An 11,874-nucleotide genomic window follows, 5' to 3' on the forward strand; every position below is an offset into this window, starting at 1 on the left:
GATCACGCTTCACCGATCCACCATCACGCCGCCCCGGTGGATGAAAAAGCGTCATCCACCCTACGCAGGGGAGTGCGATCAGCGCAGCATCTGCTCCACCAGGCGCTTTTCCTCGGCCAGCTCGCGCTGACGGGCGTCGAGGCGCGAGGCCAGCTGGAAGTTGTTGCTGGCGCGGCGCTTGGCGAAGTCGAGCTGCTCGATGGCCTGGTTGTAGTCGCCGACCAGGGCGAAGAACTCGGCGCGGGCCTGGTGCAGGCCGATGGTGTTGCCGCTCAGGCCGCGTACCTCGGCGACCTGGTACCAGACATCCGGATCCTTGGCGCGGTTCTTCAGCAACTCGTCCAGCGCCCGTTCGGCCTCGCGGGTGCGCTGCTGCTTGAGCAACAGGTCGATATGCGCCTGCTGCAGCGGGTAGTTGCTGGGATACAGCGCGAACATGCGCTCCTGGCGCCGCTGTGCGGCGTCCAGGCGGTTCGCGGCCATGTCCAGTTCGATCTGCGCCAGGTTGTAGACGATATCCTCCGGCGCCTTGCTCAGCAGGGGCGCCAGGGTCTGTCCGGCTTCGCCGAGCTGGCCGGTTTTCATCTGCGCCAATGCCAGGCCGTAGCGCGCGGCGTCGAGGCCGGGGTTCTCGTCGAGCATGGCGCGAAAACGCTTGGCCGCTACCCCCGGGGTTTCCTCGTAGGTCAGCTGCACGCGGGCGCGCATCAGCTGGTAGCGCAGGCTGTCTTCGCGGCCCTGGGCCGGGTACTGCTCGGCGCGGTTGCGGGTATCGGCGATACGCGATTCGGACACCGGGTGGGTGAGCAGGAATTCCGGCGGCTTGGCGTCGTAGCGGTACTGGCGCATCAGCCGCTCGAACATCAGCGGCATGGCGCGCGGGTCGTAGCCGGCCTTTTCCAGGTTGAGCAGGCCGATGCGGTCGGCCTCCTGTTCGTTCTGCCGGGAGAAGCGGCGCTGCTCCTGAATCGCCGCTGCCTGGGTCGACATGATCGCCGCCATGCCGGCATCACCGGCACCGGCCGCCGCCGCGACTATGCCGGCGAGCATGGCCGCCATCACCGGCAGCTGCATGCGTTGCTGGGCCTCGACGCCGCGGGCGAAGTGGCGTTGCGACAGGTGCGCCAGTTCGTGCGCCATCACCGAGGCGTATTCGGCTTCGGTCTGCGCATAGAGGAACAGGCCGCCGTTGACCCCGATGATCCCGCCGGGCGCGGCGAAGGCGTTCAGCTGTGGGCTGTTGAGCAGCACGAACTCCAGGCGGCGATCCTGCAGCTGGCTGGTTTCCGACAGGCGATAGACGCTGGTCTCGACGAAGTCCTTGAGCTGCGGGTCGTCCAGCTGGGCCACCTGGCCGCGCAGCAGGCCCAGCCAGGCGCGGCCGAGCTGGTGTTCCTGCTGCGGCGAGACGATCGAGGAACTGGCGTCGCCCAGCGACGGCAGGTCACTGGCTCCGATCTGGCCGGCGAACAGGCAGGCGAGCGTCAACAGGGTAGGGCGCAGAAAAGTCATGCACTCAAGGCTCTCAGGCGGCAAAGGCGTTACTGTAGCCGGCCAGCTGCGGCGCTGGCCAGGGTTCTTCAGCCTTGGGTATCCTAGCCGCCTTTACGGAGTAGACGATGACAGACGTACCGGCCTTCGATGCCGAACTGGATGCCTGCGGGCTGAACTGCCCGCTGCCCTTGCTCAAGGCCAAGCTTGAGCTCAATCGCCTGGCCAGCGGCGCGGTGCTCAAGGTCAGTGCCACCGACGCCGGCTCGCAGCGCGATTTCCGCGCCTTCGCCAGCCTGGCCGGGCATGCCCTGCTGCACGAAGAGGTGGAGGGCGGGGTGTATCGCTACTGGCTGCGCAAGGCTTGAGAACCTGTTCATGATCTGCTGCGCGTCGGCCCTGCTGCGTTAAAAACAGGCTCGGACTGCTCATTTACAGCTCGTAAACTCCGCGTCCTCGCCTGTTTTTGCCTTGCATGGCTCTAGCTCGCGAGATCGTGAACAGGTTCTGCAACCGCTGTAGCGGCTTGAAACATATGCGCTGTCGCCGTTTGCCGGCCGTGCACGTCATTTTTCATGCGTCTGGCGTATGAGTGAGCCGGTATTGTCCCGGGTTAAGGAATTCTGATGGTCAAGGTTTTACGCGATTGGCTGCACCGCTACTTCTCCGACGAGCAAGCGGTGGTGCTGGCGGTGCTGTTGGTGCTCGGCTTCGCCGTGGTGCTGACCCTCGGCGGCATGCTCGCGCCGGTATTGACTGGCCTGGTGCTGGCCTTCCTGATGCAGGGCCTGGTCAACGGCCTGGAGCGCCTGAAGGTGCCGCAGGTGCTCGCGGTGTGGCTGGTGTTCGCCCTGTTCCTGGGCGGCCTGACGGTGTTTCTGCTGGTGCTGATGCCGCTGCTCTGGCAGCAGCTGAGCACCCTGTTCAACGAGCTGCCGCGGATGGCCGCGGAGTGGCAGTCGGTGTTCCTGCTGCTGCCGGAACGCTACCCGAACCTGATCACCGACGCGCAGATCGTCCAACTGATCGACAGCATGCGCGGCGAGGCCGGCAAGTTCGGTCAGTGGGCACTGTCGTTCTCCCTGTCCAGCCTGCCGATGCTGGTCAGCATCATGATCTACCTGGTGCTGGTGCCGATCCTGGTGTTCTTCTTCCTCAAGGATCGCGAACAGATCGGCCAGTGGTTCCGTGGCTACCTGCCGCGCGAGCGCGCGCTGATCACCCAGGTGGCGCAGGAGATGAACCAGCAGATCGCCAACTACATCCGCGGCAAGTTCATCGAGATCATCATCTGCGGCGTGGTCACCTATATCGCCTTCGCCTACCTGGGCCTCAACTACGCCGCGCTGCTGGCGCTGCTGGTCGGCCTGTCGGTGGTGGTGCCCTATATCGGCGCGGTGGTGGTGACGGTGCCGGTGGCGCTGATCGGCCTGTTCCAGTGGGGCTGGAGCGACCAGTTCCTCTACCTGATGGTGGTCTACGGCATCATCCAGGCGCTGGACGGCAACGTGCTGGTGCCGCTGCTGTTCTCCGAGGCGGTCAACCTGCACCCGGTGGCGATCATCTGCGCGGTGCTGCTGTTCGGCGGCCTGTGGGGCTTCTGGGGGGTGTTCTTCGCCATCCCGCTGGCGACCCTGTTCAAGGCGGTGCTCAACGCCTGGCCGCGGATTGAGCCGGTGTCTGCCGAGTGAGAGACAAATAGAGCACGGACGGAAAAAAGGCCGCAATTGCGGCCTTTTTCGATAGCGGTGAGGGTCAGGCCTTGTGCAGGGCCTCGGCTGCCGCCAGCACCTCGTCGACATGCCCGGCGACCTTGACGCTGCGCCACTCCTGGCGCAACACGCCATCTTTGTCGATGAGGAAGGTGCTGCGCACGATGCCCATGTATTCCTTGCCGTAGTTCTTCTTCAGCTGGTAGACGCCGAACTGCTCGCACAGCTGGTGATCCGGGTCGCTGATCAGTTCGAAGGGGAACTCCTGCTTGCACTTGAAGCTTTCGTGCTTCTTCAGGCTGTCCATCGACACGCCGAAGATCTGCGTATTGGCCGCCTGGAACTGGGCGAAGCGAGCGCGGAAGTCCAGGCCCTCGGTGGTGCAGCCCGGGGTCGCGTCCTTGGGGTAGAAATACAGCACGACCTGCTGCCCCTTGAGGTCGGACAGTTTCACCTGCTTGCCGCTGGTGGCCTCGGCCTGGAAGTCGGCGACGGCTTGGTCGATGGCGACGGTCATGGGAGCTCCTTGAGGTTGGCTGTCAGGGATTCTGCGGGCGCCAGGGTTCGATCAGCGCGTCCAGGTTGAGGGCGTCGGCGAAGTCGAGGAACTGGTCGCGCAGCCAGCTGATCTGGGTGCCGGCCGGCAGGGTCACGGTCAGGGTGGCATTGAGCATGGTGCCGCCGGTCTGCGGTGCCTGGTAGGTGTCGCAGGTCAGACTTTCCAGCTCGACGCGGTGGTCGATGAAGAACTGGCACAGCTCGTTGAGGATGTCCGGGCGGTATACCGAGCTGACGTAGGCGACGTAGGGCAGGGCCTGCGGGCGCGCCTCGGCGGCGGCACTGCGGATCAGGTTGACCGAGAAGGCGTTTTTCTTCGCCAGCAGCGGCAGACTCGACTCCAGGCGCGCCAGCGCGTCCCAGCTGCCGGAGACCTGCAGCACCAGGGCACTGAACTCGCCGTGGCGGCTCAGGCGCGTGCTGACCACCGCGCAACGGTTCTCGTGGCAGGTGCGGCACAGCAGGTTGGTCAGCGCCATGGCGTCGGGGCCGAGGGCGCTGATGAGGAGAAATTGTTCGCGAACGAGGGGGGTGGACATGCAGCCTTCCTAAAGCGATGAACGGTCGGCGAGCGACAGCCGTCGACCAAAGGCAGCAGGTTAGCGAAAAGCACCGCCCAGGGGAATGCCGGCAAGCGCTTCCCGCGTGCGGCGAGACGGCCGTGCACGGCCTTGTCCGTTGCTTGTGCAGGACTGGTGGCGCCAGTACCATTACGGCTCAATTTTTCCGGCAGGAGCGGTTGCATGATTGCGGGCAGTATGGTGGCACTGGTCACGCCCATGGATGCGCAGGGTGGTCTGGACTGGGAGGCCCTGAGCAAATTGGTGGATTTCCACCTGCAAGAGGGCACCAATGCCATCGTCGCGGTCGGCACCACCGGTGAATCCGCCACGCTGGAAGTGCCCGAGCACATCGAGGTGATCAAGCGCGTGGTCGACCAGGTCGCCGGGCGCATTCCGGTGATCGCCGGTACCGGCGGCAACTCCACCCGCGAGTCGGTGGAGCTGACCCGCGCGGCCAAGGACGTCGGCGCCGACGCCTGCCTGCTGGTCACCCCCTACTACAACAAGCCGACCCAGGAAGGCCTGTACCTGCATTTTCGCCACATCGCCGAAGCCGTGGCCATCCCGCAGATCCTCTACAACGTGCCGGGCCGCACCGTTTGCGACATGCTGCCGGAGACCGTCGAGCGCCTGTCGAAGATCGACAACATCATCGGCATCAAGGAAGCCACCGGCGACCTGCAGCGCGCCCAGGACGTGCTGGATCGGGTGAGCAAGGACTTCCTCGTCTATTCCGGCGACGACGCCACCGCGGTGGAACTCATGCTGCTGGGCGGCAAGGGCAACATCTCGGTCACCGCCAACGTCGCCCCGCGCGCGATGAGCGAGCTGTGCGCCGCCGCCATGCGCGGCGAGGCGGCCATCGCCCGCGCCATCAACGACCGCCTGATGCCCCTGCACAAGGCGCTGTTCATCGAATCCAACCCGATACCGGTGAAATGGGCGCTGCACGAAATGGGCATGATGGGCGACGGTATTCGTCTGCCGCTGACCTGGCTCAGCCCGCGCTGTCACGAACCGCTGCGCCAGGCCATGCGCCAGTGCGGCGTATTGGTTTAATCGAGGAATTTTACGCATGAAGCGACTGGCCGGATTGTCCGCCCTTGCTCTGATCGTCTCCAGTACCAGCGGCTGTGGTTGGCTCTGGGGTGAAGAAGGCTACTTCCGCGACCGCGGCAGCGATTACCTGGAGGCGCGGCAGACCGCGCCGATGCAGCTGCCGGCCGATGTCCAGGCCAAGCGTCTCGATCCGCTGCTGCCGGTGCCGGCGCAGGTGGCCAGCTCCGAGGCCAGCGGCAAGTTCGAGGTGCCGCGCCCGCAGAGCCTGCAGGTGCGTGCCGACGAACGCGAGTTCAGCCTGCAGCGCAGCGGCGAGTCGCGCTGGGTCGTGGCCCAGCGCGTGCCGGCCGAAGTCTGGCCGCTGGCCCGTCAGTTCTTCGAGGACAACGGTTTCCGTATCGCCGACGAACGCCCGCAGACCGGCGAATTCACCACCGCCTGGCAGCGTTTCGACGAACTCTCCGCGAGCATGGCGCGGCGCCTGAGCAGCCGCGTCTCCGGTGTCGCCGCGGATGCCGAGACTCGCGTGCGGGTGCGTATCGAGCCGGGCGTGCAGCGCAACACCAGCGAAGTCTTCGTCACCAGCGCCGAGCGTCCGGCCGGCAGCACTGCCGACGTCGCCTTCGCCGCGCGCAGCGGCAACGCCAGCCTGGAAGCCGCGCTGCTCGACGAGATGCTGGTGAGCATGGCGCGCAGCGTGGAGCAGGGCGGTTCGGTGTCGCTGCTCGCCGCCCGCGACTTCGATGCGCCCAGCCGCGTCAGCCTGAGCGAGGACGGCAACGGCAACCCGGTGCTCAACCTCGGCGCCGACTTCGACCGCGCCTGGTCGGGCGTCGGCCGTTCGCTGGAGCTGGCCGACGTGCGCGTCGACGACCTCAACCGCAGCCTCGGCCTGTACTACATCAACCTGGCCGAAGGGGCTCAGGTCAACGAGGAGAAGCCCGGCTTCTTCGGCCGCATGTTCGGCAGCGAGCCGAGCAAGGAAGAACTCGAAGCCCGCGCCGAGCGCTACCAGGTGCGCCTGACGCCGGTTGGCGACGGCGTCCAGGTCACCGTGGAAAAAGACCTCAACACCATTGCCCCGGCCGATGTCTCGCGCCGCGTGCTGAGCCTGATCCAGGACAACCTCGGCTGATCGGCGCTCGCGCCACCTGCCGATAACCGATAGGCGAAACCCGCAAAGGTTTCGCCTGTTTTGTTTGCCAGAAACGGAAATGCCGACATGAGCACACCCACCACCCTGAGCCTGAAGAAGATCTACTCGGGCAAGGTCCGCGACCTCTACGAAATCGACGACAAGCGCATGCTGATGGTGGCCACCGATCGTCTGTCGGCCTTCGACGTGATCCTCGCCGAACCTATCCCGGAGAAGGGCAAGATCCTCACCGCCATCTCCAACTTCTGGTTCGACAAGCTGGCCGGCCTGGTGCCCAACCACTTCACCGGCGACAAGGTCGAAGACGTGGTGCCGGCCGCTGAACTGCCGCTGGTGGAAGGCCGCGCGGTGGTCGCCAAACGCCTCAAACCGGTGGCCGTGGAAGCCATCGTACGCGGCTATATCGTCGGCTCCGGCTGGAAGGAGTACCAGAACAGCGGCACCGTCTGCGGCATCGCCCTGCCGGCCGGCCTGAAGGAAGCGGCCAAGCTGCCGCAACCGATCTTCACCCCCTCGACCAAGGCTGCCGTCGGCGACCATGACGAGAACATCAGCTTCGCCCAGTGCGAAGCCATCATCGGCGCCGAACTGGCCGCCCAGGTGCGCGACACCGCCATCGCCCTGTACAGCGCCGCCGTCGAATACGCCGCCACCCGCGGCATCATCATCGCCGACACCAAGTTCGAGTTCGGCCTGGACGAAGACGGCACCCTGACCCTGATGGACGAAGTGCTGACCCCCGATTCCAGCCGCTTCTGGCCGGCCGACAGCTACGTCGAAGGCAAGAACCCGCCCAGCTTCGACAAGCAGTTCGTGCGCGACTGGCTGGAATCCACCGGCTGGAACAAACAACCGCCGGCCCCGGCGGTGCCGGCCGAGGTGGCGCAGAAGACCGCCGACAAATACCGCGAAGCCCTGACCCGCCTCACGGCCTGAGGCCCGAGGTAAACGCTACCGCAAGGCCGGGCATCGCTCGGCCTTTTCACAAGCGCCTGATAGCACAAGAAAAATTTTCAAAATAAGCTTCGCCAAAGCGCGTTCAGCTGTTATCATGCGCGCCGCTTGGGAAGATGCCGGAGTGGTCGAACGGGACGGATTCGAAATCCGTTGTGTCAGCAATGGCACCTAGGGTTCAAATCCCTATCTTCCCGCCATATCTAAAGCTTAAGCCCCTGAAATTCTTAGAGTTTCGGGGGCTTTTGCTTTTTGGCGCTAGGCAAGTGTCGATAACCTGTCGAAACCACTTATTGCCTTACGAATCGCCCAGCGCTACCTTCGCTAAGTGTAAGCCCCTAAGGGCTTACGTGTTTGGCTGGTGAGCACTACTGCCACCAGTACCGTCTAGCTCAGCTATTTGAGCCACGGACTCCTTCTAGTTCATTAGGAGAGCCGTTGGCCATGACCTCTATTCAGAAGCACCGCAAGACCGCCTTCACCCAGCAGAACGGCAAGTGCTGTTACTGCGGCTTCCGCATGTGGCTGGATTCAGCCGACACCTTTGCCAAGCAGCACGGCATTACCGTTAAGCAGGCGCGCCACTTCCAATGCACAGCTGAACACCTTCAGGCGCGCCAGGATGGGGGACGGGATGCTCGCTCGAACATCGCAGCCGCCTGCATTCGTTGTAACCAGCTCAGGCACCAGCGAAAGAATCCGATGGCTCCGGCTCAGTACCAGCAGCACGTTAAGAGAAGGGTGAAGAAGGGGGGATGGCACAGCGCTAGGCCGGCCATGCACTGAAGAAGCCCTGGAAGTCGGTAACCGGGCCAAGCCTAACCGCGTCCTGCAGGTGATCGGGCGCAAGGTGTGTATAGCGCATGGTCATGGCCAACGTGGTGTGGCCTAGGATTTTCTGCAGGGTGAGGATGTTCCCGCCGTTCATCACGAATCGGCTGGCGAAGGTGTGTCGCAGTACATGCGATGACTGGCCGGCAGGAAGGGGCAGGCGGGATTCAGTCAGTGCCTTGTCGAAGCTGTTCAGGCAGTTGCTGAACAGGCCGTGTTGTTTGAAGTGACGGTGTATCTGCTGCTCCAGCTCCAGGGCGATGGGGATTGAGCGCACCCGCTTGCCCTTGGTATTCACGAACGTCACCAGCTGATTACGCACCCTGTCCGGCGTCAGTGCTTGCGCCTCTCCCCAGCGGGCACCCGTGGCCAAGCAGATGGCGGCCACCATGGCGACGTGAGGTGTCCGGCAATAGCTGTGGATGGTGGCGAATAGCGTCTCTATCTGGTCGTCGGTCAGGTAGGCCAGTTCCTTTTCCTGTAGGCGGAGCAGGCGCACACGGGCCAGCGGGTTGGGGTAGTCGATTTCCCCCAGCTGATGCAGGACGTTGAATACCGAGCGCAGGTAGCCGAGTCGGTTGTTCAGGGTCTTGGGATTAGCACCGGCTTTCAGTGCCTGGGTTCGGTACTCGGCGTATTCCTTGCCGTTCATCTTGGTGGCAATGGGGTCGCCCAAGTCTTTGGCCAACGCATCGAGCAGCCGGCGGCGTGCATCTCCGTCGCTCAGGGTGTGAGCGTGCAGGATGGCCCAGCGGTCGATCAGCTGGGAGAGCCTACGGCGATCCTTGGGGCGCGGTGACCAGTCCGGGGTATTGATGACCTTGGCGCGGCAGGTGGCTTCAAATCGCTGGGCTTCACCCTTGGTCTTGAAGGTCTTGCGAAAGCGCTTGCCCTTGATGGGTTCTACATCGACCTTCCAGCGGCCGTCCGGCAGTTGCTCGATAGCCATCAGACGGCACGCCCCCAGCGCACATGCCGTTCTTCCAGGATGCCTTTGATGTGCTTATATAGGCCGTCTTCGTCCATGCCCTTGGCGGCATAGTGGTCGCGGATCACCGGCCAGCATTCCCAGTCCTTGAGCCGGTAGAAAGCCTTTCTAGCGCCCACTCGCTCCCGTGCCAGCAGGCTAACGAAGTTTCCCAGGAACAATTCCACGTTCTTGCCGGAGAAGCCCCGCGAGGTCTTGTAGCTGCGCTTGTACTCGGTCTCATCGACCAGCGAATCGACCGGCAGATCGACGCGCACGTCGTCGCGGATCAGCGTCCAGATCGGCTCGAAATAGCCGGGGCGGGCCAGCAGCTTGAATTGGCGCAGGCCATAGCGCCACAGACCGTCGAGGTGAGGGGCGAAGGTCGCGTAGCTGTTGGTGTCGATGACTTGGCCGCTTTGCAGGTCGAAGGAGCCGCTGGCGAATTGCTGGATTACCGAGTGGTGGTAGCGCAGTTCGACGCGCCATACGTCTTGCTTGGGGTTGTAGTTGTCCGGGTCGCCTTCGTCGAAGCTATCGCGACGACGCCACACGCCTTCCCAGTAGTCCAGCTTGTCAGCCGAGCGGGCCTGGAGGGTCTTGTTGTAGATGCCGAGCTGGACGCTACCGGCCGAGCCAAACAGGAAGGATTGGCCCTTGCCGTAGGTGGCGGACTCCAGCGTCCACTGGATTTCCTTGATGCCGGAAATGTCGCGGGCCGCACGTGCGCGGCAGTGCATGCGTGCATTGAGGTCGGCCGGGGGCGTCCAGCCTTGCAGGTCTAGCGCGAGGTGGACGGCGCACTGGTTGCGTTCAACATGGGTCAGGACGTGGCTGGCGTAGTAGTCCAGGCGCTCTTGCAGCCGTTCGGGCGAGAGAGCGTCGATGGCGTGGGGCGAGACTTCGATTTTCAGGTGCGGGCCGATGTTTTCGAGCTTGGCGTTGAAGTTCTTGATGAGCAGGATGAAGCCGAGGTCAGCATTCTGCAGCTTGTACTGGTAGCCGGAGTCCTTGCCGACGCGACCGGCGTGCCAGCGCTGGCCGGCGAAATCGACCAGGGTGCCGGGTTTCTCAAACAAGCCCATGACTTCCGGGCGGATCAATCCCCGGTAAAGCTGGCGGACGGTATCGACGCCGCAGTGCAGCAGGCGGACTTTCGATAGGTCGAAAATCTGAGCCGTACCCGGATCAACGAAAATCCGGCCAAGGGTGCTGTGTTCCCCATTCAGGTCGAGACGAGCAAAGTCTTTGATCTTCATTCCTGACTTTCCTTACTGGGCATTACTTGCCATTTCGATGTTGGTTTATCTGACGTGCTACAGGGACGTCAGCAGGCGCGTTCTGCGCGCCTGCTCGGGGCTCGCAGGCGTGCGCAGAGCGCGCACAGGACGTCCCGTTACCCTCACCACAGGAACTGCCCCTTTTCGTAGGTCACCACCGTGATGGGCGGCTGAGTCGATTCCTGGGTGGGGTAGGCGGCGGTGTTCTGCTGGTTGGGTTGGGCCTGGGCGTAGCCAGGCTGTTGCTTGCTGCGGTCGGGGATGGTCGGGTCGAAGTAGCCGTTTTCCACCACGTTCAGGCAGAACTGAAAATCCGTTTCGACCTTGGTGCCTTGCTGGGTGTAGCACTGGCAAACCATCTGCTTGCCGTTGACCGTGCCGCTGGGGCGCTTGGTGAAGGTGCGGGCGTAGATATCGGGGTCGCTGCTGGACAGGCAATACAGCCGCGGGAAGGTCTGCGGCTTGGTCAGGTCGTCATAGACCGGGGCCGAGGCGGGCAGCTGCGGTACGCGGGGGATGCGTTCGCCCAGGTAGGTGGCGGTGGGCTTCTTGCCCGTCTCACCCGAGGACGGGCCGAGCGGGTTGATGAAGGAATCCAGCGCGCCCTTGGCCTGATCGACCACGCTGGGCGAGGGCGCGAGCGCGGCGGCCTGGGCTTGTTCCTCGGGACTGAGCTGGGTGATGAAGCGGTACGACCAGACCCCGGCGACCGCGATCACCGCAGCGGCCATTAGGAACTTGGTCGGCACCTTGGTCTGAAAGTGGTGCTTGGCGTTGGTGCTGGTGTAGGCGCCGAAGTAGCGGCTATCCAGGCGCAAGGCTTTCTTGTCGGCGTCCTTGAAGCTGCTTTTGACTTCGACCTTTTCCACCACCACTTCGGATTCGAAGCGCAGCAGTTGGGAGGACTTGAACACGCGCCAGTAATGGATATGGCTGTTGCACAGGCGGCGTAAGTGAACATCCAGGTAGCGCGGGTCCTGGGTGATCAAATGCACTTCGTGGCCTTGGTGGCGCATGGTTTCGAAGCGGGTGATGTGTTCCGGCGGCCGTGCCCGTGGATCACGCGCACCGAACCAGCCCTGTGCTTCGTCGACGACGATGATGCTGTCGTTGGGCAGCTCGTACCACTTTTCGGGATCTTCGAAGGCGAACCACTGCGCCTCGAGTGTCTCCGGTTTGAGGCCGTTGATGTTGTGGTAGTAAACCACCCGGTTTTCGGCCAGGGCCTTCTGATCCACTTCGCGGATGGTGTTGAGGGTCTTGCCGTGGCCGGGTTTGCCGGTGCGGATGGTGAGCATGGGGC

12 protein-coding genes and 1 tRNA gene are annotated in these 11,874 nt (G+C 63.7%); 7 read left to right on the forward strand and 6 right to left on the reverse strand.

From position 1 onward, the window contains the following. Positions 1-78 precede the first annotated feature (78 nt). Positions 79-1,512 (reverse strand): M48 family metalloprotease, encoded by a 1,434-nt coding sequence (locus ACIGFL_RS06620; protein ID WP_021444959.1) that lies wholly within the window; start codon positions 1,510-1,512, stop codon positions 79-81. A 107-nt stretch (positions 1,513-1,619) separates the two neighbouring features. On the opposite strand from ACIGFL_RS06620, the gene ACIGFL_RS06625 reads away from it, so the two are divergent. Both ACIGFL_RS06625 and ACIGFL_RS06630 read left to right on the forward strand, forming a co-directional pair. Continuing rightward, a complete protein-coding gene (locus ACIGFL_RS06625) occupies positions 1,620-1,859 on the forward strand; it encodes a sulfurtransferase TusA family protein (RefSeq protein ID WP_021444960.1) in 240 nt (79 codons plus the stop codon). A 258-nt stretch (positions 1,860-2,117) separates the two neighbouring features. Beyond that, complete coding sequence (locus ACIGFL_RS06630; RefSeq protein ID WP_122107367.1) at positions 2,118-3,182, forward strand: AI-2E family transporter; 1,065 nt, start codon at positions 2,118-2,120, stop codon at positions 3,180-3,182. A gap of 64 nt (positions 3,183-3,246) precedes the next feature. Here the strand turns inward: ACIGFL_RS06630 and ACIGFL_RS06635 are convergent, their stop codons facing one another. Together ACIGFL_RS06635 and ACIGFL_RS06640 are read right to left on the reverse strand one after the other, a co-directional pair. Next, a complete protein-coding gene (locus tag ACIGFL_RS06635; RefSeq protein ID WP_122107366.1) occupies positions 3,247-3,720 on the reverse strand; it encodes a peroxiredoxin in 474 nt (157 codons plus the stop codon). A 22-nt stretch (positions 3,721-3,742) separates the two neighbouring features. Then, complete coding sequence (locus tag ACIGFL_RS06640) at positions 3,743-4,300, reverse strand: glycine cleavage system protein R (protein WP_021444963.1); 558 nt, start codon at positions 4,298-4,300, stop codon at positions 3,743-3,745. A gap of 204 nt (positions 4,301-4,504) precedes the next feature. Here ACIGFL_RS06640 and dapA point away from each other — a divergent pair, with 204 nt between their 5' ends. The 5 genes from dapA to ACIGFL_RS06665 all read left to right on the forward strand — a co-directional run bounded on the left by dapA (position 4,505) and on the right by ACIGFL_RS06665 (position 8,279). Further along, on the forward strand, positions 4,505-5,383 hold the full coding sequence (gene dapA, locus ACIGFL_RS06645) for a 4-hydroxy-tetrahydrodipicolinate synthase (RefSeq protein WP_021444964.1): 879 nt from the start codon (positions 4,505-4,507) through the stop codon (positions 5,381-5,383). A 16-nt stretch (positions 5,384-5,399) separates the two neighbouring features. After that, positions 5,400-6,518 (forward strand): outer membrane protein assembly factor BamC, encoded by a 1,119-nt coding sequence (gene bamC / locus ACIGFL_RS06650; protein ID WP_397496546.1) that lies wholly within the window; start codon positions 5,400-5,402, stop codon positions 6,516-6,518. Positions 6,519-6,605: 87 nt separating this feature from the next. Then, on the forward strand, positions 6,606-7,475 hold the full coding sequence (locus ACIGFL_RS06655; RefSeq protein WP_122107364.1) for a phosphoribosylaminoimidazolesuccinocarboxamide synthase: 870 nt from the start codon (positions 6,606-6,608) through the stop codon (positions 7,473-7,475). A gap of 128 nt (positions 7,476-7,603) precedes the next feature. Continuing rightward, positions 7,604-7,693, forward strand: a tRNA-Ser gene (locus ACIGFL_RS06660). Between the two features lie 244 nt (positions 7,694-7,937). Further along, positions 7,938-8,279, forward strand: a complete 342-nt coding sequence (locus ACIGFL_RS06665; RefSeq protein WP_397496547.1) for an HNH endonuclease — start codon at positions 7,938-7,940, stop codon at positions 8,277-8,279. Here the strand turns inward: ACIGFL_RS06665 and ACIGFL_RS06670 are convergent. The 3 genes from ACIGFL_RS06670 to ACIGFL_RS06680 form a co-directional block, all read right to left on the reverse strand. Then, positions 8,260-9,273 carry a tyrosine-type recombinase/integrase gene (locus ACIGFL_RS06670; RefSeq protein WP_397496548.1) on the reverse strand — a complete coding sequence of 338 codons (1,014 nt, stop codon included), beginning with the start codon at positions 9,271-9,273 and terminating at the stop codon, positions 8,260-8,262. The two genes, ACIGFL_RS06665 and ACIGFL_RS06670, sit on opposite strands and share 20 nt — an antisense overlap. Beyond that, positions 9,273-10,550: a hypothetical protein gene (locus tag ACIGFL_RS06675; RefSeq protein ID WP_397496549.1), complete on the reverse strand. Its 1,278-nt coding sequence runs from the start codon at positions 10,548-10,550 to the stop codon at positions 9,273-9,275. The genes ACIGFL_RS06670 and ACIGFL_RS06675 overlap by 1 nt, the downstream gene beginning before the upstream one ends. Positions 10,551-10,693: 143 nt before the next feature. After that, positions 10,694-11,869: a zonular occludens toxin domain-containing protein gene (locus tag ACIGFL_RS06680; protein ID WP_397496550.1), complete on the reverse strand. Its 1,176-nt coding sequence runs from the start codon at positions 11,867-11,869 to the stop codon at positions 10,694-10,696. Positions 11,870-11,874 lie beyond the last annotated feature (5 nt).

It is taken from the genome of Pseudomonas sp. NPDC077649, assembly GCF_044542855.1.
GTDB lineage: Bacteria > Pseudomonadota > Gammaproteobacteria > Pseudomonadales > Pseudomonadaceae > Aquipseudomonas.